Source organism: Actinoplanes sp. NPDC051861 (assembly GCF_040681145.1).
In the GTDB taxonomy this organism is placed as follows: domain Bacteria; phylum Actinomycetota; class Actinomycetes; order Mycobacteriales; family Micromonosporaceae; genus Actinoplanes.
In genome coordinates, this window is the sequence record NZ_JBFAYE010000004.1 from 442,966 (window position 1) to 465,537 (window position 22,572).

17 protein-coding genes and 1 riboswitch are annotated in these 22,572 nt (G+C 71.2%); of the genes, 6 read left to right on the forward strand and 11 right to left on the reverse strand.

Annotated elements, in window-relative coordinates:
- Nucleotides 1-33: 33 nt before the first annotated feature.
- From AB0M02_RS16235 to AB0M02_RS16255, 5 genes are all read right to left on the reverse strand, one after another.
- Entirely contained in the window at nucleotides 34-2,376 is a 2,343-nt protein-coding gene (locus AB0M02_RS16235) for a penicillin-binding transpeptidase domain-containing protein (protein WP_364227115.1), read from the reverse strand.
- 6 nt (nucleotides 2,377-2,382) lie between these two features.
- Nucleotides 2,383-3,447 carry a hypothetical protein gene (locus tag AB0M02_RS16240; RefSeq protein WP_364227118.1) on the reverse strand — a complete coding sequence of 355 codons (1,065 nt, stop codon included), beginning with the start codon at nucleotides 3,445-3,447 and terminating at the stop codon, nucleotides 2,383-2,385.
- On the reverse strand, nucleotides 3,444-4,571 hold the full coding sequence (gene rsmH / locus AB0M02_RS16245; protein ID WP_364227121.1) for a 16S rRNA (cytosine(1402)-N(4))-methyltransferase RsmH: 1,128 nt from the start codon (nucleotides 4,569-4,571) through the stop codon (nucleotides 3,444-3,446). The genes AB0M02_RS16240 and rsmH overlap by 4 nt, the downstream gene beginning before the upstream one ends.
- A 228-nt stretch (nucleotides 4,572-4,799) precedes the next feature.
- Nucleotides 4,800-5,231, reverse strand: a complete 432-nt coding sequence (mraZ, locus tag AB0M02_RS16250) for a division/cell wall cluster transcriptional repressor MraZ (protein WP_364227124.1) — start codon at nucleotides 5,229-5,231, stop codon at nucleotides 4,800-4,802.
- An 864-nt stretch (nucleotides 5,232-6,095) separates the two neighbouring features.
- On the reverse strand, nucleotides 6,096-6,884 hold the full coding sequence (locus AB0M02_RS16255; protein ID WP_364227126.1) for an NlpC/P60 family protein: 789 nt from the start codon (nucleotides 6,882-6,884) through the stop codon (nucleotides 6,096-6,098).
- Between the two features lie 42 nt (nucleotides 6,885-6,926).
- Nucleotides 6,927-7,106, reverse strand: a riboswitch (cyclic di-AMP (ydaO/yuaA leader).
- A 381-nt stretch (nucleotides 7,107-7,487) separates the two neighbouring features.
- Here AB0M02_RS16255 and AB0M02_RS16260 point away from each other — a divergent pair.
- Genes AB0M02_RS16260 through AB0M02_RS16270 form a run of 3 tightly spaced genes read left to right on the forward strand, consistent with a single transcriptional unit; the run spans nucleotide 7,488 to nucleotide 10,222 of the window.
- Nucleotides 7,488-8,708 carry a MurT ligase domain-containing protein gene (locus AB0M02_RS16260; protein ID WP_364227481.1) on the forward strand — a complete coding sequence of 407 codons (1,221 nt, stop codon included), beginning with the start codon at nucleotides 7,488-7,490 and terminating at the stop codon, nucleotides 8,706-8,708.
- Nucleotides 8,698-9,411: a glutamine amidotransferase gene (locus tag AB0M02_RS16265; RefSeq protein WP_364227128.1), complete on the forward strand. Its 714-nt coding sequence runs from the start codon at nucleotides 8,698-8,700 to the stop codon at nucleotides 9,409-9,411. The genes AB0M02_RS16260 and AB0M02_RS16265 overlap by 11 nt, the downstream gene beginning before the upstream one ends.
- 49 nt (nucleotides 9,412-9,460) lie before the next feature.
- Complete coding sequence (locus tag AB0M02_RS16270) at nucleotides 9,461-10,222, forward strand: VTT domain-containing protein (protein ID WP_364227131.1); 762 nt, start codon at nucleotides 9,461-9,463, stop codon at nucleotides 10,220-10,222.
- Between the two features lie 81 nt (nucleotides 10,223-10,303).
- Here the strand turns inward: AB0M02_RS16270 and AB0M02_RS16275 are convergent, their stop codons facing one another.
- Both AB0M02_RS16275 and leuS read right to left on the reverse strand, forming a co-directional pair.
- On the reverse strand, nucleotides 10,304-11,059 hold the full coding sequence (locus tag AB0M02_RS16275; protein ID WP_364227134.1) for a nucleotidyltransferase domain-containing protein: 756 nt from the start codon (nucleotides 11,057-11,059) through the stop codon (nucleotides 10,304-10,306).
- A gap of 6 nt (nucleotides 11,060-11,065) precedes the next feature.
- Nucleotides 11,066-13,858, reverse strand: coding sequence for a leucine--tRNA ligase (gene leuS / locus AB0M02_RS16280; protein ID WP_364227136.1), 2,793 nt, complete (start codon nucleotides 13,856-13,858; stop codon nucleotides 11,066-11,068).
- 431 nt (nucleotides 13,859-14,289) lie between these two features.
- Here leuS and AB0M02_RS16285 point away from each other — a divergent pair, with 431 nt between their 5' ends.
- Genes AB0M02_RS16285 through AB0M02_RS16295 form a run of 3 tightly spaced genes read left to right on the forward strand, consistent with a single transcriptional unit; the run spans nucleotide 14,290 to nucleotide 18,994 of the window.
- A complete protein-coding gene (locus tag AB0M02_RS16285) occupies nucleotides 14,290-15,255 on the forward strand; it encodes a MoxR family ATPase (protein ID WP_364227484.1) in 966 nt (321 codons plus the stop codon).
- Nucleotides 15,256-15,257: 2 nt separating this feature from the next.
- Nucleotides 15,258-16,556 (forward strand): DUF58 domain-containing protein, encoded by a 1,299-nt coding sequence (locus AB0M02_RS16290; RefSeq protein ID WP_364227138.1) that lies wholly within the window; start codon nucleotides 15,258-15,260, stop codon nucleotides 16,554-16,556.
- Nucleotides 16,553-18,994, forward strand: a complete 2,442-nt coding sequence (locus AB0M02_RS16295) for a DUF3488 and transglutaminase-like domain-containing protein (protein ID WP_364227140.1) — start codon at nucleotides 16,553-16,555, stop codon at nucleotides 18,992-18,994. The genes AB0M02_RS16290 and AB0M02_RS16295 overlap by 4 nt, the downstream gene beginning before the upstream one ends.
- A 432-nt stretch (nucleotides 18,995-19,426) precedes the next feature.
- Here AB0M02_RS16295 and AB0M02_RS16300 read toward each other — a convergent pair whose 3' ends face one another.
- The 4 genes from AB0M02_RS16300 to AB0M02_RS16315 all read right to left on the reverse strand — a co-directional run bounded on the left by AB0M02_RS16300 (nucleotide 19,427) and on the right by AB0M02_RS16315 (nucleotide 22,571).
- Nucleotides 19,427-19,813, reverse strand: a complete 387-nt coding sequence (locus tag AB0M02_RS16300) for a DUF3040 domain-containing protein (RefSeq protein ID WP_364227143.1) — start codon at nucleotides 19,811-19,813, stop codon at nucleotides 19,427-19,429.
- Nucleotides 19,814-20,285: 472 nt separating this feature from the next.
- Entirely contained in the window at nucleotides 20,286-21,464 is a 1,179-nt protein-coding gene (locus AB0M02_RS16305; protein WP_364227145.1) for a nucleotide pyrophosphatase/phosphodiesterase family protein, read from the reverse strand.
- Entirely contained in the window at nucleotides 21,461-22,204 is a 744-nt protein-coding gene (locus AB0M02_RS16310; protein ID WP_364227148.1) for a methyltransferase domain-containing protein, read from the reverse strand. The genes AB0M02_RS16305 and AB0M02_RS16310 overlap by 4 nt, the downstream gene beginning before the upstream one ends.
- A gap of 19 nt (nucleotides 22,205-22,223) precedes the next feature.
- A complete protein-coding gene (locus AB0M02_RS16315) occupies nucleotides 22,224-22,571 on the reverse strand; it encodes an SSI family serine proteinase inhibitor (protein WP_364227151.1) in 348 nt (115 codons plus the stop codon).
- Nucleotide 22,572 lies beyond the last annotated feature (1 nt).

Genomic DNA, 22,572 nt, shown 5'->3' on the forward strand with positions numbered 1-22,572 from the left:
CACAGGTTCCTGTCAACGCCATGCGGCTCCGACTCATGGATGGATCTTGAAGGTGGGCGGCTTCGTACCGGACGGTGGCACACGGTAGTGGAGCAGAGCGTAGGACATCATCTGGCTGAACGCGGGCGCGGCCACGTCGCCGCCACCGCCGCTGGAGACGTCCATCGAGATCGCGATGACGAACCGCGGGTTCTCGGCCGGCGCCATACCGACGAACGAGCTGGCGTTGTGGCTGGTGTACTGCCCGTCGATGAGCATCTTGCCGGTCCCGGTCTTGCCGGCCACCCGGTAACCGCCCACCGCGGCGGCCTTGCCCGTACCGCCCTTGACGTCGACCACAGCCTCCATCATCGTCCTCAGTTCGGTGGCCACACCCGGATCGAGCACCTTGCGCTTCTCCGGTGCGGCGGCGGGCGTGACCTTGTCGTCGGCGGAGACGGTCGCCTTGACCAGGTGCGGCTGGATCCAGGTGCCGTCGTTGGCGATCGCGCCGTACCCGGCCGCCATCTGGACCAGCGTGGCCGAGACGCTGTGCCCGACCGGCACCGATCCGGGCGCCGAGCCGCTCCAGTCCTCCGGCTTGAGCAGCATGCCCTCGGCCTCGCCGGGCACACCCTCGCCGGTGGCCCGGCCCAGCCCGAACTTCTGCTGGTACTCGTAGATCTTCTCCTTGCCGAGCATCTCCCCGATGAGGATCGTGCCGACGTTGGAGGAGTACGCCAGCAGCCCCGGCATGGTCATCTCGGTGCCCGGATCCTGCGGATGGGTGTCCCGGAAGACCTCACCGCCCCGCTCGATCGCCGGGCCGATCTTGAGCGTCGACTCCGGAGTGATCAGGCCCTCCTGCAGCGCCGCGCCGAAGATGAACGCCTTGTGCGTCGACCCGGGGTCGGTGACCACGCTGGACGGCACGTCGGCCCGATCCTCCGGCTCGACCTTCTGCGGTTCGGCGGCGCTGTACGCCGGGTAGCTCGCCTGCGCCAGCACCTCGCCGGTCCGCGCGTCCAGCACCACCGCGCCGGCGACCGTGGCGTTGCGCTGCTTCGCCTCGGCGTGCAGCACCTGCTGCACCTTGAACTGCAGCTCCCGGTCGATGGTCAGCTGCAGCGAGCTGCCCGGTTTGGCGGGCGTCTCCTGCTCGTACCCGCCGGGGATCGGCGCGTTCAGGTTGCCCTTGCCGATCTCGAAGACCCGCTTGCCGTCGGTGCCGTGCAGCAGGTCGTCGTAGCGCGCCTCCAGCCCCTCGAGGCCGTGGTGGTCGTCGCCGGTGAACCCGATCAGGTTCGACGCCAGGTCCTTGCCGGGCACGTCCCGCCGCTCGTCGCTCTCGGTGTAGATGCCGGGCAGGCCCTTCATCGCGTCGATCCGGTCGGCGGTCCGCACGTCCACACCGCGCGCCAGGTAGCGGAACTGCGTCCACCGGCCCATCACCTGCTTGCGCTGCAGGTTCTCGATCAGCTCGGATTGCGAGACGGCGAGCATCGGCGCGAGCGTCTTGGCGATGCCCGGGATGTTCTTCTGCAGGTCGGCGTTCTCCGGGTCGGCATAGACGTACCTCGCCGGGACGCTGTGCGCGAGCACGTTGCCGTCGCGGTCCAGGATGCTGCCCCGCGGCGCCGGCAGCTTCACCGTGCTCAGCCGCTTCTCCCGCAGGCTCACCAGGCTCGCCACCTCGGCGTCCGACGTGGCCACCTGCAGCACCGCGAGACGCACGCCGATGGTGACGAACAGGGAGAGCGCCAGCACGGTGCCCAGGCGCAGGCGACGGGTGCTGTTCGCGAGCTTGGGCGGTTCCGCCGGCATGGGACGGCGCGGCGCGCTTCGTCGTTTTTCCTTTTCGGTACGGGAGGAGCCCGCGCGTCGGCGATCGTCGGTGTTCCGGGCCCTCTCCTGGGTCCTGTCCCGGCCGCTCGCCCGGTCTGCCGTCGCCCGCTGGCGCGGCTTTTCCCGCTCTTTCGGCTGCTCGCGGCGTTCCTTGGTCTGCTCGCGCCGTTCCTTGGTCTGCTCACGGCCCTCTTTGGCCTGCTCGCGGCGTTCCTTCGCCTGCTCGCGGCCCTCTTTGGCCTGCTCGCGGGGTGCGGGCGTCTCCGCGCCGCGGGTGCCGCGGCCACGGGTGCGCTGGCCGCCCTCGCCGCCGTCGAGCACCTGCAGCGCGGGCCGGAACGGGTCGGTGGTGCGCCCGGAACGCGGCAGGCGCCCCCGCTCGGCGACGGTCCGGCCGCGCGGGGTGTAGGCGCGCGCCTCCCCGATGCTGTTCCGGCCCCGCCGCCCGGCGCCGTCCTCGCGGTCGTCCTCGTCCGGGTTCGGCACGTCACGCGACGAACCGCGCCGGGGCTGCACACCCCGGCGCGGATCGTCCTCGGCTCGCGGCGCCATGCCGGCCTACTGCCCGGTGCCCGCGGAAGCGGCACCGGCCGACGGCGCCGTACCGTTGCCGTTACCCAGCCAGTCCTGCGCGGTCGGCGAGAGCCGCCCCCGCCCCGGCGTGGGCGTCCGGATGATCTTGCCGTCCGGCAACCGGATCATCGCCGGCGACTCGGCCACGACCAGACCCAGCCGGCGCGCGGCGGCGTGCAGGTTGCCCGGGTTGGACGCCTGGATGAGCTGCTGCTCCAGGCTCGCCTGCTGCTTGTCGAGAGCGGCCTGCTCCTTGCGCAGCGCGGTCAGCCGGAACGACTGCTCCATGGTCTTGGTGTTGATGTACAGAATGCCGAGCACACCGACCAGCACCACAGCGAGCACCGCCACGGCGAACGTCACCCGCGGCGCCCGGATCGGCGCCGGCGGCGCCACCCAGAGCTTGGGCCGGCCGGCCGGCTCCGGCGCCGCCGCCGTCACCTCCAGGTCGGTGACCCGCAGCGCCAGCGCCGCCGTCCCCTCGACCCGACCACCCTTACCACCACGAACCCGCTCTTCCCGCGCCACGTTCCGCCCAGCAGCCCGCTCAGCCCGCTCCCCCCGCGCCGACTTCCGCGCAGCCGCCGCGTCCAGCCGGTCGTCTCGCGCGGCCGCCCGCTCGGCGCGATCGCCCCGCGCCGCCGCAGCGCCCAGCCGCTCGTCCCGCGCCGACTTCCGCGCAGCCGCAGCGTCCAGCCGGTCGCCCCGCGTGGCCGCCCGCTCGGCGCGGTCACCCCGCGTGGCCGCCCGGTCGGCGCGCTCCCCCCGCGTCGCCGCCGCGTCCAGCCGGTCGCCCCGCGTCGCCGCCGCGTCCAGCCGGTCGCCCCGCGTGGCCGCCCGGTCGGCGCGGTCGCCCCGCGTGGCCGCTTCGGTGGCCGGGCGGTCGGCCCGGTCGCTCCGGATCCCGGAACGGCGCGTGTCGGTGCCGGGCGACTGGCGCGCCCCCCGGGCGCCAGTTCCCCGGTCTCGCGCATCGCGGCTGTCGTCGTGCACCCGACGCGACTGCGCCGCACGGCCCCCCGACCGCGGCGCGTCGTAACGCTCGCTCATGCTCGTCCCTCCCCCTCCTCTTTCGCCCCCGGGCGTAACCGCCCTCGTCCCCCGCGCGTTGTCTCCCCGGGCTGCCCCGGTTTCCCACCGCGGGTGGCTCCGGCCATCCGGGGCCGCTCGCGGCCGGTCCCGGGTGCCCGGTTGTACTGCCGTCCCTGCTCTTCGTCGATCCGCTCCACGGCGCGGAGCTTCACCGAGGCCGCCCTCGGGTTCTCCGCCACCTCCGCCTCGCTGGGTGGCTCGGACCCCCTGGTCAGCAACCGCAGCGTCGGACCGGTACCGGGAAGCTCGACCGGCAGGTCGATCGGCCCGGTGCTGCGCGACCTCGCGGCGAGCTCGCGCTTGACGATCCTGTCCTCCAGTGATTGATAACTCATCACCACAAGACGCCCCTTGGGCGCCAACGCGTCCAAAGCATGCGGAACCGCTTGCTCGAGGACCTCGAGCTCGCCGTTCACCTCAATGCGTAGTGCCTGAAAGGTTCTTTTTGCGGGATTTCCACCCGTTCGGCGCGCGGCGGCTGGTATGGCGTCCTTCACCAGTTCGGCGAGACGGGCCGTCGACGTGATCCGGCCCTTGGCCCGCTCCCGCACGATCGACGACACGATCCGGGGCGCGAACTTCTCCTCGCCGTACTGCCGGAGGATCCGCACCAGCTCCCCCGGCTCGTACGTGTTGACGATCTCCTCGGCGGTCACACCGCGGGACTGGTCCATCCGCATGTCCAGTGGTGCGTCCTGCGCGTACGCGAACCCACGATCCGCCTCGTCCAACTGCAACGACGAGACCCCGAGGTCGAACAGTCCGCTGTGGATCACCGGGATGCCGAGTTCGCCGAGCACCCGCGGCAGTTCGTGGTAGACCGCGTGCACCAGATGCGTCCGGCCCTCGAACCGGGCCAGCCGGCGCGAAGCGTGCTCCAGAGCCTCGGTGTCGCGGTCGAGTCCGATCAGGATCACGTCAGGGTGCCGCTCGAGCACCGCCTCGGCGTGCCCGCCCAGTCCCAGCGTGAAGTCGACGTGAACGGCGCCCGGCAGGTCGAGGGCGGGACCGAGCAGCTCGAGGCAACGCTCGAGCAGCACCGGAACGTGTACGCCCCGCGGCTCCCCCATGTCGACCCCCATAGCACTACCCGCTCGCGTATCACCCGGTTGTTCACTTGCCGTTCCGGCCCGGCCGCCCATCCGTACCGCCAGATCCCCATCCGCTCATGTCCCGCGCCGGGCTGAACCGGCCCCGGACACGCGCCTGGCGCCGGGGAAGAGGCGCCAGGAGCGGGAGCGGCTGGAGATCTCGCAGTACGGCGGCAGTGGCGTCCGGGCCGCTGCGGCGGCCCACCGAGGTGCCACGCCCTACAGTCCGCCGGGCAGCACCCCCTCCTCGATGTCGGCGAAGTCTTCCTCGCTCGCCGAGAGGTAGTCGTCCCAGGATTGCTTGTCCCAGATCTCGACCCGGGTGCTCGCTCCGATCACGACCAGGTCGCGGCCGAGGCTCGCATAGTCTCTGAGGTGCGCCGGGATGGTCACGCGTCCCTGCTTGTCGGGCACCTCGTCGTGCGCGCTGGCGAAGAACACCCGGCTGTAAGCCCGAGCGGCCTTGTTGGTCACCGGCGCCTCACGCAACTGACCGGCGATGCGCTGGAACTCCGGCATCGGGAACACGTAGAGACAGCGCTCCTGCCCTTTGGTGATCACGACACCTCCCGCCAGCTCATCACGGAACTTCGCCGGAAGGATCAGCCGGCCCTTTTCGTCCAGGCGCGGGGTGTGTGTGCCGAGGAACATCGGCCCAACCCCCCTTGCCGCGGCACCGGCTCCTTCGCGGGGAAGTCGGTCCGCCTGTCAACTCGGGCCGGCAGGCTTCGGTTGAGTTCCTCGGTCCTGCCACTGCGCACCACTTTACTCCACTTCCCTCCACCTGCAACCCGAAAGCGTCGGCTCGCGAGCCGTTTTCGCGGACGAAACCCCAGTTCACAGGCGGTGGAGCGGAATGGAGCCGCAGACCATGATCGACCTGGTCCGGTTTCCGACATCGGGCACACCAGGTGGGAAAACTCCCCCATTTCCGACCCTCCCACGCCCCCGACCCCCCTCCGACCCCCCGCCGTGGAGGAAAGTGGAGCACCCCGGTGGAGGAAAGTGGTGCCCTCCGGTGGACGAAAGCGGCTGCCCGCCGGGGAGGAAATCAGGGGTCCGGGAGAGAAATCAGGGTCCGGGAGAGAAGGCGGCCGGCCAAAGTGGCACACGCCACCCGCGGCAGTAGACAGTCCAACCAGGATCGCGTGTGGAGTTCGGGTGCGGAGCGGGGAGGAAGTTCACACGCAAGGAACGCGTGTGGAGTTCGGGTGCGGAGCGGGGGCGAAGTCCACACATCGCGGGGTGAGGGTGAGCCGGCGGGTCTGCCCGGCGGGCGCGGCAGGGGGCGGGACCGGTGATGGGCTCGCGGTGTGGGGGCGGTACGCGTAGTCGCTTCTGCCGGCCGTCGTGCACGTAGCGTAGAAAGAATTAGAGGGTGACCCACCGCGTGCCGGACGTGAAAAACGCCTGTGGGGCGTGACCCGAACCGGAATCACACCCCACAGGCGTATGCCTTACTTATTAAGGCTGTTGCGATGCCACCACACCGCGCACCTTACTTACTGCGGTCCACTACGCGACGAGGCGGCGGACCACGTAGTTCTTGCTCCAGATCTTGTGCTTGCCGACCCGGGCACCGCTGTGCGGCGAGTCGTAGATGTAGCCGTTGCCCGCGTAGATGCCGGCGTGGTAGCCGTAGGACCCGTTGCGGAAGACGATCAGGTCGCCGACCTTCTTGTTGCTCTTGGCGACCGCCTTGCCCTTGCTCTGCTGCGAGTTCGCCTTGTGCGGCAGGGACTTGCCCGCCGCCTTCTTGTAGACGTACTTGGTGAAGCCGGAGCAGTCGAAGCGCTTGGGGCCCGCCGCACCGTACTTGTACAGCGCGCCCTTGTGCTTCTTGGCCTCGGCGAGGATCTTCGCGCCGCTGGCCTTGACGTTCACCTTGGTCTTGCTGGTGATCACCTGGTTGAAGCCGGAGCCGGTGAAGACGGTCCGGGTCCACGTGTTGACCAGCGGCTTGGCGGTCAGGGTGACCGTACCGTTCGCGTTCCGGACGGTGTCGGTGTCCCAGGTCCGCCAGGCGCCGTTGCTCCAGCCCTGGAGGCGGACCGTGCCCTTGGCGATCTGGCCGGTCCGCGGGTCGATGACCTTCGCGGTGACCTTGAGGGTGGAGCCCCACTTCAGGCTCCGGGTGCTGACCGTATTGGACAGCTTGGGCGTGACCTTCACGGCAGCGGCTTCAGTGGTGACAGCGGCGACCGGGGTGGTGCCGGCGGCTGCGGCGGCCGTGGCCGTCATCAGCTGTCCGGCGCAGAGGCAGAGGCCCAGGGAGAGTGCGACAGTGCCGGTGCCGACAGACATGCTGCGGCGGCCCCGGCGCGAACTGTGTTCGCCCACGGTAGAGAGATCCCTCCGGCACGCCTGCGAGGTTAGCTGTCGGGTTCGGGCGGGAAGGTTGCCCGGCCGCCGGAGCGGCTTCACCCCAAGGTCACCCCTGGTGCGCCACGCGAGATGCCGTGGCGCGGGACGGACCGCGAATGGGTCCCCCGTCCCCGCCCCCGAATGCCTTGTCTTTCTTGCGAAACACTGTGTGGTCGCACCGTCCGGAACGGGGCAGGGCTCGGCGTGAACCGGTCCGGTGCGACCGGCGAGCGGATTGCCGCCGGCTCAACCTTGGTACCTGAACGCGGCCTAGATCGTCAGCGTGCTCGGGATCACGCTAAGTAGTTGGCACGCTGGGCGCTGTCCAGTTTGTTACCTCCACGAGACAAATGCCGTGACCAGGCGCTACCGAGCAACTACGCAACGTCCAAGGTTACGGGTGAACCAGAACACATAAATAACTCGCCGTCGCGTCCGAAGTGGCCGGAGCGGGGAAAACACGCTACGCACGTGATCTTGATGGTCTGGCAACGCGACGTAACCTTTGCGTCCGGTACCCTCGCTGGCGTGACGGACGGGAAGATGCCACTCATCGCCAAGGTCGCGACCTCGGTGTCCAAGACCGCGGCAGCGCTCTCCAGGGCCGCCGGGCGCGGCGACGGCTCGGTGATCGGCGGCTGGATCGGCCTCAAGATCGACCCTGACCTGCTGGCGCACCTCTCGTCCGGCCGGGCCGTGGCGCTGGTCTCCGGCACCAACGGCAAGACCACCACCACCCGGCTCACCGCGGCCGCGGTCGGCTACCTCGGACGGGTCGCGACCAACTCCTTCGGTGCGAACATGCCGACCGGGCACACCTCGGCCCTGGCGAAAGAGGGTCACACCCCGTTCGCGGTCCTGGAGGTGGACGAGCACTACCTGGCCCAGGTGATCGACTCCACCAACCCGCGCGTGGTGGCGCTGCTCAACCTCTCCCGCGACCAGCTCGACCGGGCGAAGGAGGTGGCGATGATGGCGCAGCTGTGGAAGGTCGCGCTCGCCGGCCACCCCGACATCCGGGTGGTCGCCAACGCCGACGACCCGATGGTGGTCTGGGCCGCGAGCGCCGCTCAGCAGGTCACCTGGTTCAGCGCCGGCCAGCGCTGGCTGGACGACTCGTTCGTCTGCCCGGAGAGCGGGCACGCGATCGAGCGGGCCAACGGCGACTGGTGGTGCACCGGCTGCCCGCTGCGCCGCCCCCGGCCGCACTGGACGGTCGAGGACGAGGGCGTGATCGATCCGCGCGGCGACTGGCACCTGGTGAAGCTCCAGCTGCCCGGCCGGGTCAACATCGGCAACGCGGCGACCGCGCTCGCCGTCGCCGCCGAGTTCGGGGTTCGCCCGATCGAGGCACTTCCGCGCCTCTCCCAGGTGACATCCATCGCAGGGCGTTACGCCCAGGTGGACCGCGACGGCCGCAACATCCGGCTGCTTCTCGCCAAGAACCCGGCCAGTTGGCTGGAGGCGTTCGACATGGCCGATCAGGCCCCTACGCTGCTGTCCATCAACGCGCGGGACCCTGACGGACTGGACACCTCGTGGCTCTGGGACGTCGATTTCGCGCCGCTGCGCACCCGTCCCATCCTCATCACCGGTGACCGTGCGTATGACTTGGCCGTACGCCTCGAGGTGAACCGGGTGCCGTTCCGGCACGTACTCAGTTTCGACGAGGCGCTGCGCGCCGTGCCGCCCGGCCGCCTCGAAGTGATCGCCAACTACACGGCGTTCCAGGACATCCGAGCGGAGTTGGACCGTGTCAACTGAGGCCCTGCGGATCGTGTGGATCTACCCCGATCTGCTGTCCACCTACGGTGACCGTGGCAACCTGCTCATCCTGGCGCACCGGGCGGCCGCCCGCGGCATCCCGGTGGAGACGTACGAGGTCCGCTCCGACCAGCAGATGCCGACCACAGCGGACATCTACCTGATCGGCGGCGGCGAGGACGGCCCGCAGTCCCTCGCGTCGCAGCGGCTGCTCACCGACGGCGGCCTGCACCGCGCCGTCAACCAGGGCGCGGCGGTGCTGGCGATCTGCGCGGGTTACCAGTTGTTCGGTCACTCGTTCTTCGCCAAGGGAGCGAAAGTCGCCGGGTTGGGCCTGCTCGACATCACCTCGGACCGGGGCGAGACCCGGGCGGTGGGTGAACTGCGCGGCGACATCGACCCCCGGCTCGGCCTGCCGCCGCTCACCGGATTCGAGAACCACGGTGGGCGGACGCATCTCGGCGCGCACGCGGCACCGCTCGCCAGGGTCACGGCCGGCATCGGCAACGACGGCCAGACCGAGGGCGCGTGGGCCGGCAAGATCCTCGGCACCTACTCGCACGGCCCGGCGCTCGCTCGCAACCCAGCGATAGCCGATCTGCTACTGAGATGGTCCACCGGCGCGGATAGGCTTGCGCCCCTGGATGACAGCTGGCCCGACCGGCTGCGAAGCGAGCGACTGGCCGCCGCCGGCGCTGTGTGACCGGCACGACCTGGACCTGAACCGACGACAGTTGGGGCGGTATGCCTGCATGACCGACATCCTGATCGCCCCGCGGGGCGCAACCCCCTCCGCGGACCCTCAGGCCGTTACGCAGACCGCACCGATCGCCTGGAAGCGCCGTCTCGCCCGGTTCGGCACGCTGGCCGCCGTGGTCGGCGTCCTCGCCGTCGCCGCCACCATGCTTCCGCTGCGGGAGATCGGCGACAGCGTCGACAACCTCGGCCCGGGCGCTCCGGCGGCCGTCGCGGTGGTCGGCGGGCTGCTGCTGTCGGTGCTCGTCCCCCGCACCGCGATCACCCTGCTCTGCGGCGTGCTCCTGGGCGCCGCCACCGGCGCGATCGCGGCGCTCGCCGCGGCCATCATCGCCGCCACGGCGACCTACTACGCGGGTCGCTGGGCCGGCCGCGGCGCGCTCAAGGCGCGGGCCGGCAGCCGCCTGGACCGTCTCGACGGCTGGCTGAACCGGCGGGGTCTCTCGGCCGTCCTGCTGGTCCGATTCCTGCCACTGGCACCGTTCGGCCTTGTCGGGTACGCGTACGGAACCACCAGCGTCTGCCGCAAGCGCTACCTGCTCGGCACGACGATCGCCGCCATCCCGTCTACGGTCACCTACGCCGTGATCGGTGCCGCGGTGGCCGCCCCCGGCGAGATGAACGCGATCACCCTCGCACCGGCCGCCATCGGCTTCGCCCTGTCGACGGCGATCGTGCTGCGGTGGCGCTACACGTCCCGCCGCGCCGCCGCTCCCGCTCCCGCTCCCGCTCCCGCTCCCGCTCCCGCTCTCCGCTGAGATCTTGGAGAGTTGCGCCCGTATTTGAGCCCGAACCCTCCAAGATCTCGGCAGACTTGGAGGCGCCGCCGGCGGGAGCGGTCAGTGGAGCAGCGCAGCGTCGGGCGGGGCCGACGGGTCCAGCGCGAACTCCAGGTAAGCCAGCAGATCAGCGCGGCGGCGGAACGGTGAGCGATAGCGCGGCTCTCCCCCGCACCGGATCCGCAGCGCCTCCTCGATGATCCGTTCCCAGCCGGGATAGCTGCGCAGTGCGTACCGGCCGCCCTCGGTCTTCGACGTCACCCGCTCGGTGACCAGCGTGTGCCGCAGGCGGGACACCCCGAGCACGCCCCACGCGACCGCCCACGAGCTCAACCCGGCCGGGCTGAGGCGCACACGGCGCGCCCACGGCCGCCAGTAGGACTCCATGTTCTCCCGGGTCGACGCGGCCAGCGCCGGCCAGTCGGTGAACACCTCCGGCCGCTCCGGCCCGCGCATCGGGACCCCGGCCTGCGCGAGCACGTGCCAGGTGACCAGGTTCCGCTCGAAACGCGACGACGAGACCCGGCCCTCGTGCACGGCCGGGCCAGGCGGCAGACCCGACGGATCCGCCCGCAGATCCGCCCAGGTGACATAGAGACCGTCGAAGTGCGGCCGGCGCGGCATCCCGCCGTGGATCTCCCGGACCAGGTCGAGGGAGGCGGGCTCGTCGGTGACCGCGACGAAGTCGATGTCGCTGATCCCCGGCCGGTAGTCCCCGAGCGCGGCGGAACCCTGCAGGTAGAGGCCCTCGATCAGCCCCGGTGCGAGGATGTCCGCCCGGATCAGGAACTCGGTGGGGATCAGCTCGATCGACACAGTCCTCTATACGACCACACTGACCAGCCGGCCGGCGACCACGATGACCTTCTTCGGCTCGCGGCCGCCCAGCGCGTCGGCCACCGCGGCCAGGGCGGCCGCACGGACCTCCGCCTCGGCCGTGTCCGGCGCGACCTCGACGCGGCCTCGCACCTTGCCGTTGATCTGCACGGGGTAGGTGATCGAGTCGGCGACCAGCTGGGCCGGGTCGGCGACCGGGAAGTCCGTGTACGCCAGAGTCCCGGAGTGCCCCAGCTTGCCCCACAGCTCCTCGGCCAGGTGCGGCGCGAACGGCGACAGCATCAGCACCAGCGGCTCGACCGCCTCGCGCGACACCGTGGGCAGCGGGGTCAGCGTGTTGGTCAGCTCGATCAGCTTGGCGATCGCGGTGTTGAACCGCAGCTCGTCCATGTCCTCGCGGACACCGGCGATGATGCGGTGCAGCACCTTGCGGGTCTTGGTGTCCAGTGGCTCGTCGGTGACCCGGACCGCGCCGGACTCCTCGTCGATCACCAGCCGCCAGGCGCGCTGCAGGAAGCGCTGGGAGCCGACGACCGCGCGGGTCTCCCAGGGGCGGGAGACGTCCAGCGGGCCCATCGCCATCTCGTACACCCGGAACGTGTCGGCGCCGTACTGCTCGCACATCTCGTCGGGCGTGACGACATTTTTCAGAGATTTACCCATTTTTCCGTACGATCGGACGACCTCGTCGGCGCCGTAGAAGTACTTGCCGTCGCGCTCGACGACCTCCTCCGCCGGCACGTAGAACCCGCGTGCGTCCTGGTACGCGTACGCCTGGATGTACCCCTGGTTGAACAGCTTCCGGAACGGCTCGAACGACGACACGTGGCCCAGGTCGTACAGCACCTTGTGCCAGAAGCGCGCGTACAGCAGGTGCAGCACCGCGTGCTCGACGCCACCCACGTACAGGTCGACGCCGCCGCAGTCGCCGTCGCGCTGCGGGCCCATCCAGTACGCCTCGTTCGCCGGGTCGACCAGCGCCTTGTCGTTGTGCGGGTCCAGGTAGCGCAGCTCGTACCAGCAGGAGCCGGCCCACTGCGGCATGGTGTTGGTCTCGCGGGTGTACGTCTTCGGCCCGTCGCCCAGGTCCAGCTCGACCTGCACCCAGTCCTTCTTGCGCGACAGCGGCGTCTCCGGCTCGGTGTCCGCGTCGTCCGGGTCGAAGGTGCGCGGCGAGAAGTCGTCCACGTCGGGCAGCTCGACCGGCAGCATCGACTCGGGCAGCGCGATTGGCAGGCCGGTCTCGTCGTAGACGATCGGGAACGGCTCACCCCAGTACCGCTGGCGGCTGAACAGCCAGTCCCGCAGACGGTACGTGGTGGCGCCGGAACCCTTGCCCTGCTCCTCCAGCCAGGCGATCATCGCGGACTTCGCCTCGGCGACACCCTTGCCGTCCAGCCAGGCACTGTTGATCGCCGGGCCTTCGCCGGTGTACGCGCCCTCGAAGCCCTCGGGCGCTTCCACCGTACGAATGATGGGCAGTTGGAAGACCTCCGCGAAGGCCCAGTCGCGTTCGTCCTGCCCGGGCACCGCCATGATCGCGCCGGTGCCGTAACCGGCCAGCACGTAGTCGGCGATGAACACCGGGATCTGAGCGCCGTTGACCGGGTTCACCGCGTAGGCGCCGGTGAAGACACCGGTCTTGACCTTGCCGTCGGCGGTCCGCTCCTCGGCGGTCTTGGCAGCCGTGGCGGCACGGTAGGCGGCCACCGCCTCGGCCGGGGTCGCCGCGCCGCCGGTCCACACGTCCCTGGTGCCCTCGGGCCAGGCTGCCGGGACGATGTCGTCGACCAGCTGGTGCTCGGGAGCCAGAACCATGTAGGTGGCGCCGAACAGGGTGTCCGGGCGGGTGGTGAAGACATCGACCTGGGAGGAGGCGACCGAGAAGCTGACGTTGGCGCCACGGGACCGGCCGATCCAGTTGCGCTGCATCAGCTTGACCGGCTCCGGCCAGTCCAGCGTGTCCAGGTCGTCGATCAGGCGGTCACCGTACGCGGTGATCCGCATCATCCACTGCTTCAGGCTGCGCTGGAAGACCGGGAAGTTGCCGCGCTCGCTGCGCCCGTCCGGCGTGACCTCCTCGTTGGCCAGCACCGTGCCCAGCCCGGGGCACCAGTTGACCGGGGCCTCGCTCACGTAGGCCAGGCGGTGGTCGTCGACCAGCTTGCGTCGCTCGACGGGGGTCAGGCCGGCCCAGTCCTCGCGGGCCTCCAGCTGCGGGATCAGCTCACTGATCGGCCGCGCCCGGCCCACCGACGGGTCGAACCACGAGTTGAACACCTGCAGGAAGATCCACTGGGTCCAGCGGTAGTACTCCGGGTCGGTCGTTGAGAACGAACGGCGCTCGTCGTACGCCAGGCCCAGCCGGCGCAGCTGACCGCGATACCGCTCGACGTTCGCGGCGGTGGTGACCGCCGGGTGGGTGCCGGTCTGCACCGCGTACTGCTCGGCGGGCAGGCCGAACGCGTCGAAGCCCATCGGGTGCAGCACGTTGAAGCCGGCCATCCGCTGGTAGCGGGTGTAGCAGTCGGTGCCGATGTAGCCCAGCGGGTGCCCGACGTGCAGGCCGGCACCGGACGGGTACGGGAACATGTCCTGGACGTGCAGCTTGGGCGCGCCCGCGCGGGGGTGCGCCGGGTCGGCCAGCTCGCCAACCGGGTTGGGCGCGTGGAAAGTACCGTTCGCGCCCCAGTAGTCCTGCCAGCGCTGCTCGATCTGCCCGGCCAGCGCGGCGGTGTAACGGAACGGCGGGGTCTCGGTGTCGCTCATCTTCACCATCTCGTCGAATCGCTGGAACGTCGGGGCGCAAAGGGCACAAAAAAGCCCCTCACGCAGGAGGGGAAGCCGTGCCTGGTCCGTTACCGGATCAGCACGGCCGGCTAAGGAGCAGAACGAACCGAGCCATGCATGGCATGATACCCGGCGTTCATCACGCACCGCGACCGGGTATACCGGCGCGGAAGGGCACATCCGTCGATCAGCCCTTTCGGCGATGCGTGCGGACGGAGATAACCTGTGGGGACGGGCGGCGAGCGCCGGAGGCCCACGGCCGCTGGGCGCCCGCACCTTCGGTGCCCCTTGACGGTGGGTGATATCCGTTCGACGGGGGCATTACACGCTTTTGGAGGAGGCCCGTGACAACGCCGACCTGGGGCGAGCCGGCAGGCCCGCTGACGAGCGCCGAGTTCGCTGCCGCGACCCAAGCCATCATGGCCAACATCGAGCAGGTCATCGAGGGCAAGAGCGCGACAGTGCGACTGGCGCTCGCGGTGCTGCTGGCCGAGGGGCACCTGCTCATCGAGGACGTGCCGGGCGTCGGTAAGACGAAGCTCGCCAAGGCCCTCGCCCGCTCGATCGACTGTTCGGTCCGGCGCATCCAGTTCACGCCCGACCTGCTGCCCAGCGATGTGACCGGGGTCAGCGTCTACAACCAGGAGACGCGCGACTTCGAGTTCAAGCCGGGCGCGGTCTTCGCCAACCTGGTGGTGGGCGACGAGATCAACCGGGCCTCGCCGAAGACCCAGTCCGCCCTCCTGGAGTGCATGGAGGAGCGTCAGGTCACGGTCGACGGCACGACCTATGAGCTGCAGGCGCCGTTCATGGTGGTCGCGACGCAGAACCCGATCGAGATGGAGGGCACCTACCCGCTGCCGGAGGCGCAGCGGGACCGGTTCACCGCCCGGATCGCGATGGGTTACCCGGATCCCCGCGCGGAGCTGGCAATGCTCAGCGGCCACGGCGATCACGACCCGCTCAACGACCTGCGGGCCGTGGCGGACGCCGCCCTGGTGCGGCGGCTGATCGACATGGTCCGGCACGTGCACGCCGCCGACGTCGTCCAGCAGTACGCGATCGCCCTCGTGACCGCGACCCGTGAGGCACCGGAGATCCGCCTCGGCGCGTCACCGCGGTCCACGCTGCAGCTGATCCGCACGGCCAAGGCGGTCGCCGCGCTCGAGGGCCGCGACTACGTGCTCCCGGACGACCTGCAGACGCTGGCCGTGCCGGTGCTCGCCCACCGGATCATCCCGACGGCGGACGCGCAGCTCAACCGCCGGACCACCGACACGATCGTCTCGGAGATCGTGCACCGGCTGCCGCTGCCGCACGACCGGGCGCGCAATCCCTACGACACCCGTGACGGCCGTACGTCGTACGAGTCACGGGGGCGCTGAGCATGCGGGAGGCGCTGCGGGGACTCACCACGCGCGGCCGCTCGTTCCTGGCCGCGGCCGTCGCCGCCGCGGTCTCCGCGCTCATCCTCGGCGAACGTGACCTGCTCCGGGTCGCGGTTCTGCTGGCGGCCCTGCCCCTGATGGCCGCCTGGTACGTCGGCCGCAGCCGGTACAAACTGGCCTGCACGCGTTCGCTGGAGCCGGGCCGCACCCCGGTCGGCTCCAGCGCGCGGGTGATCCTGCGCCTGCAGAACCTGTCCCGGCTGCCCACCGGCACCATGCTGCTGGAGGACCGCCTGCCGTACGCACTCGGCAGCCGTCCGCGCGTCGTCCTGGAGCGCCTCGGCGCACACCAGGCCAGCTCGGTGGCATACACCGTGCGCGCCGACGTCCGCGGCCGCTACCCGATCGGCCCGCTCATGGTCCGGCTCACCGACCCGTTCGGGCTCTGTGAGCTGACCCGCTCGTTCCCCAGCGTCGACCGGCTGACCGTGATCCCGCAGGTGGTCGCGCTGCCACGGGTGCGTCTCGCGGGTGAGTACGCGGGCACCGGCGAGAGCCGCGCCCGGTCGGTGGCCGTGCACGGCGAGGACGACGCCGCCACTCGTGAGTACCGGCGGGGCGACGACCTGCGCCGGGTGCACTGGCGGTCCACCGCGCGGACCGGCGAGCTGATGGTGCGCCGCGAGGAGCAGCCCTGGGAGAGCCGCGCCACGGTCGTGCTGGACACGCGGGCGTACGCGCATCGCGGCGAGGGCCCGACCGCCAGCTTCGAGTGGGCCGTCTCGGCGACCGCCAGCATCGCGGTCCACCTGCGGCAGGCCGGCTACAAGCTACGGCTCGTGACCGGCACCGGCGTGGACATCGACGCCACCGAGGCCGCCGGTGAGGGCGTCATCCTGGACACCCTGGCGGACGTGAAGCTCAGCGAGGGCGGCGACATCACCGGCCTGGTCGAGAACGTCCGGAGGCGCTCCGACGGCGGCCTGGTGATCGGCCTGTTCGGCACGCTCACCGTGGCCGAGGCGGAACTGCTCAGCGGGCTGCGCGGCAACGGCGCCAGCTGCATCGGCTTCGCCATCGACAGCGCCACGTGGGTGCCGATGACCTCCGGCGACCGGGAGGCCTCGGACCGCGAGCACTCGGCCGCGTCGCTCGCGCTGGTGCGCAGCGGCTGGCGGTCACTGCCGGTGACACACGGCGACACCCTTCAGGCGCTGTGGCCCTCGGTGGGCCGCGGTTCGCAGGGCTTCGCTTACCGCGCGGCGATGGCCGAGACCGTGAGCGGGGTGGTCCGGTGACCGGGCGGCGCCGACTCGGACTGGTCGCGGCTGCGGCGACACTGCTCGCCGCCGCGCCCCTCTCCTCGATCTTCGACTCCTGGACCTGGCTCCTGCAGAGCCTGCTCACCGTGCTGCTCGTCGCCGGCGCGGCGGTGGGCGCCCGGACGCTGCGGTTCCCGACCTGGGCGCAGACCCTGTGCATGGTCGTCGCGCTCGCGCTCGCGCTCACCTGGATCTTCCCGAGCGGCAAGGAGATCCTGATCCCGCAGCCGGCCACGTTCGCGCACTTCGCGGACCTGATCCGGCAGGCCGGCGAGGACACCCGGTCGTACGGCGTACCGGTTCCCGACCGGGACAGCCTGCACTTCGTGGCCGTCCTGGGCATCGGCGCCGTGGCGATCGTGGTGGACCTGCTGGCCGCGGTGTTCCGCCGCCCGGCCCTGGCCGGTCTGCCGATGCTCGCGATCTACTCGATCCCGGTCGCCGTCTACCTGGACAGCGTGCCGGTGTTCCCGTTCATCATCGGCGCGGCCGGCTACATGTGGCTGCTGGTGGCGGACAACGTGGACCGGGTACGCCGTTTCGGCCGCCGCTTCACCGGCGACGGCCGCGACGTCGACGTCTGGGAACCGTCGCCGCTCGCCGCGGCCGGCCGCCGGATCGGCGTGCTCGGCGTGCTCGTGGCGGTGCTGCTGCCACTCGTGGTGCCCACGGTCAGCGGCGGCCTGCTCTCCCGGTGGACCCAGTCCGGCGGCGGGGTCGGCCCCGGTGGCGGCGGCACCGGCGGCGGGCGGATCAACCTGTTCGCGGCGCTCAGCGGCCAGCTCAACCAGAACGCGACGGTCAACATCGTCCGGGTCAAGACGAACGACCCGGAGCCGTTCTACCTGCGGTTCGCGGTCGCCGACGTGCTGACCGCCGAGGGCTTCGGCAACGAGTCGCCGCGCGGCAGCTCACTGGCACGCGGCCTGCCCGACCCGCGAGAGCTCGGGCCCCAGGCGGCGTACGCCGAGTTCACCGCCGAGGTGGAGATCAGCGACGCGCTGCGGCAGAGCATGGTGCCGCTCTACGGGTTCGCGACGGACGTGCGTGATCTCGAGGGGCAGTGGGCGTACGACCAGACCCAACAGGTCCTCTTCTCCGCCCGGACGACGACGGCGAACCAGAAGTACTCGTTCAACTACCAGAAGGCGCAGTACAGCAAGGCGAACCTGCGCAGCGCTGAGCCGCTGGACCGGGACAGCCCGCTGCGCAAGTACCTCCAGGCGCCCAGCGACCCGACCGTGCAGAGCAAGGTCAACCAGCTGATCCGTGGTAAGGACACCGACTACGACCGGGTCCTGGCCATCTACGAGTCGTTCGCCGCGAAGTACGGCTTCAAGTACGAACTGCAGACCGAGAACAACAACAACGCCTCGGCGATCGCGTCGTTCCTGCAGAACAAGTCCGGTTACTGCCAGCAGTACGCGGCGGCCATGGCATGGATGGTCCGGGCCGCCGGCATCCCGGCGCGGGTGGCGTTCGGCTTCACCAAGGGCACCGCGCAGGGCGACGGCTGGTTCCAGATCACCAACCGCAACGCGCACGCGTGGACCGAGGTCTACTTCGAGGGCTTCGGCTGGGTGCCGTTCGACGCCACCCCGGCCTCCGGCGTGACCGGTTCGACCCGGACGGCCTGGGCCGAGAACGTCGACCAGCCCGCGCCGACCGCCTCCTCGTCGACCGGCACCACGGCACCGGGCCCGGACTCCTCCGCGGCGCCGAACACGCCGGAACGCCAGGACCAGGCCAACGACGGTGGCAACACGGCGTCCGGCAGCGGCTCGACCACCGACAACGGCTCCTGGACCCCGCTGCTCATCGCCGGCGGCATCGTGCTGATCGTCCTGCTGCTCCTGGTGCCGGCCATGCGCCGCGCCCTGCTGCGCCGGCGCCGGCACTCGGTCACCGTCGGCGCACCGCCGGCCGTGGTCATCGAAGGCGGGTCCGGCGCGGTCTCCGACATCGTGGTCACCAGCGAGTCAGCCCGCGCCAAGGCGGACGCCCACGCGGCCTGGGACGAACTCCTCGACACGATGATCGACTACCGCGTCCAGGTCGACCCGACCGAAACACCACGGATCACCGCCCAGCGCCTGATCCGCGAGACCGAACTGACCGGCGACCCGGCCGAGGCCGCCACGCTGCTGGGCTCGGCCGAGGAACGCGCGCGCTACGCTCGCGTCCCCCTCCAGGGCGCCGAACTGACCACGGCCCTCAACCGGGTCCGCTCCGGCGTCTCCGGCTCAGCCACCACCGGCACCCGCCTGCGCGCGGCGCTGCTACCACCCTCGGTCCTGCTCGCCTGGCGCCTGGCCATCACCGAGTGGTCCACCCGCACCGCCGAGTGGGCCGGCCGAGCAGGCGACACCCTGGGCCGCTTCAGCCCACGCCGCCTGCTGTCCCGAGCCCGCTGATCACCCGAGCCCGCCGATCACCTGGGGCCGGGGCTTCGCCCCCGGCCCCAGAGCCACGCAACCCGCGAACCTTGGGTCGCCGAGCACCCTCGCGCCGGCCAAAGCGCCCAAGGTCGCGACAGTGACAGTGACAGCGACAACGAGAGCGCCCCGGCGCCAGGCGGCCGGCGGGCGAGCGGCCGGCGGGCGAGGCAGCGAGGCAGCGAGGCAGCGAGGCAGCGAGGCAGCGAGGCAGCGAGGCCTGCGCTTCGCGCGGCCAGGGCGGATCTTGGGCGGCGGGGCGGCCTCTGGGCGGCGTGGGCGGTCCAGGTCTGCCGGGTGTGGGGCTTGGGTGCCCTAGATCCAGGAGCGGGAGGGCACGGGGAAACGACGAAGGCGGCCGGAGGCCGGCCGCCGTTCGTCGGGAGCCGGCTCTGTGGCCGGCTCAGCAGGTCAGCGATGTCCCTCCGGGCGCTGGCGCCACCGGTCCTCGAGCCTGTCGATCAGGCCACCCTTGCGGCCCTGCCGTGTGCGACGTGTCGCGGTGCCGCCGACTGACTTGAGGTCGGGTGCCTGGCTGCGGCGCCGCGACTGCATCGCGAAAGCCGCCGAGCCCAGCATGACGACGAATCCGGCCACGCCGAGTGGCGTGTTCTGACTCACCGTCCCGTAGACGACAAGGGCGAGACCAAGGACGATCACGAACGCGGCGATTAGGAGCCGGCGCCGTGCGTGGAAACGCGGGTCGCTGGCCCGCACAGCCGAGGCGAACTTGGGGTCCTCGGCAAGCGACCGCTCGATCTGATCGAACAGCCGCTGCTCGTGCTCCGAGAGCGGCACGGCATTCCTCCCCGGGCGCTGTCCGGCCCCGTGGTGGGGTCGGGGTGGTGCAGGTGTAGTTACGGGGCAGCCGTCGGCTGCCTTATCACGCAAGTCTACGAGCGGGTTGGCGGGTCGGAAAGCGGGACGACCGCCGAGTGCGGGTGATTTTCCATGCCCCGAAGATCGGTTCGTCCCAAAAGACCGACTACCCGGGCCGTCCGGCTGTCCATCACCGACCGAAGCAACGGCGCTCACGGCCGGTGAGCTGGGCTGTTGCATGATCGTACGGCACGGTCCCGACACACCCGGGCAATCCGTGCCAATCGATCCGGATCGCGGCAGGATCAAAGAAGAAGCAGATCCGGATCATCTCCAGCGGATGAGAACGACGAGCCGACAGAACGCTCAGCGGACGAGACCGATCAGCCGACGAGACCGATCAACCGACAAGAACGCTCAGCCGACAAGAACGCTCAGCGGACGAGACCGATCAGCGGACGACCAACAGCGGGACGGTCATCTCCGCCGCGGTGACCGACCCGTGATACGCCACCAGCTTGCCCGCTTTGTCCGGCTCCCACCCCGAGGCCACCGCCACCGCCCTCCCCTGGCAGATCACCACCACGTCCCCGATCCGGTCCACGTGGGCCGGCGGCACCGGGCCGTACCAGCCGCCCGCGATCGCCTCGTCCCGGTGCATCACGAGGGCGCCGTCGCCGAACACGCCGCGCCAGTTGGCGAGCACCGAGTCGAGCGCACCGTCCGCCGCGTAGAGGTAGCGGACCCGCGGCTCACCGGCCACGGCGATCACGCCGTCGCTCAGTTCCGGGATCGCGGCCATGTCGCAGCGGCCGTCCGGCGGGATGTTGAGCTGGCCGTGGTCGGCGACGACCAGCAGCGCGGCGTTCGGCGGCAGGTCGTGCACGATCCGGTCCAGCAGGTCGTCCACGCCGCGGGCCGCCGCGCGCCACGTCTCCGAGTTCACCCCGTCCTCGTGGCCGAAGTGGTCGAGGTCCGGGTGGTAGCCGTAGACCAGCGCGGGTCCGTCGGCCGAGCGCAGCGCGGCGAGCATCCCGGCCGCGACCGCCGGGCCGTCGCCGGCGCCGTGGTAGACGCCGCCCCGGTTCGCCGCCAGGCTCAGCCCGCTGCCCTCGAACGCCGGCTTGCTCACCACGGTGACCCGCACCCCGGCGGCCGCGGCGGTCTCCATCCAGGTCGGCACCGGCTGCCACTGCCGCGGGTCCGGGTCGTCCTGCCAGTAGATGTGGGTGAGCACCCGCCCGTCCGGCCGGCGAACGGTGAAGCCGAGGATGCCGTGCGCGCCCGGCGGCACACCGGCGCCGAGGGTGACCAGGCTGACCGGCGTGGTGGACGGGAACCCCGCGGTCAGCGTGCCGGCGTGACCGCGCCCGCCCGCGGCCAGGTCGGCGAGGATCGGGGCGTGCGGCGCGACGAGGGGCAACTGGTACGCACCCATGCCGTCGACGAGCAGCACGCCGATCCGGTCGATCCCGTCGAGGCGGGCGCCGAGGCCGAGGACGTCCACCGCACCCGGTACGCCGAGCACCGCGCACACGCTGGGCAACAGGTCGGCCAGGCTGCCCGACCCGTAGGCAGGCGCCAGCACGCGCAACGCGTCGGGATGCAGCCCGTCCTCGGGAACGCTCATGAGCGGCGGGCGAAGAGGTGGAGCTGGGAGGCGATGTCGCGGAACGGGGGGCGGGAGCTCAGTGCCAGTTCCAGCTCGAGCACCGCCTGGGGGTCCTCCTCGAGGACGGTGGCGGGAAGGAGGTCGGCCACCACCCGTACCCCATGGGTTTCCTCGACCTCGAGCCCCGCCTCCGCGAGCAGAGCCACGGCGCTGTCCGCATCGAATCTGCGAAGCAGGTTGTCGCGCGTGCCGGCGCGGCCCTCCGGGGAGGTGACCAGCGCGGACGCCGCGCCCAGGTGGCCGTTGATCGCGCGCGCCAGCACCGCCGCCGCGCGACCGGCGACCAGCAGGCTGACCGCACCGCCCGGCCGCAGCGCCGCGGTTATCGCCGTGACCACGCGGCCCGGGTCGTCGACGACCTCCAGCACCGAGTGGCACAGGATCAGGTCGGCGGTGCCCGGCTCGACCAGGGCGGCCAGCGCGTCGCCGTCGCCCTGCACGGCCTGGATCCGGTCGGCGACGCCCGCGTCGGCGGCCCGCCGGGTGAGCGCGGCGAGCGCGTCCGGGCTGGCGTCGATCACCGTGACCCGGTGTCCCGCCTCGGCCAGCGGCACCGCGAACCCGCCGGTCCCGCCGCCCACGTCCAGCACGGTCAGCTCCCGGCCGGCGTGCCGTTCCAACTCACGGCGAAGGACCGCCCAGACCGCCGCGGTGCGTGCCGTGACGTGCGGGCGCCCGGTGCGCGCTGAAGTTTCCACCCGAGCAGACTAGTCCTGCTCAGAAGTCGAAGAGGACACCCGTTGCGCGGTTCATCTCGCAGGTGTTGCCGTACGTGTGCTGCCACTTGACGGCCTTGCCCCGCCACTTGCCGGCAATGCGGGCGGTGACCGGCTTGTAGAGCAGGATGCAGAGCGAGTCCCCCGGCTTCAGCTTCCCCGGGTCTGCCTTGGCGCGCCGCAGGGCCGCGCACGCCTGGGCCGGCTGGGGATGGCCACCGCCGGCCGGGTCGCAGGTGAGCTTGACGGCTTTCGCACCGGTGTAGGTGAGGGACAGGCTGGACGCGGGCGCCGGAGCACCCACGAGCGCGGCGGTGAGCGCGACAAGACCGATCGCCGTGGAAACCATG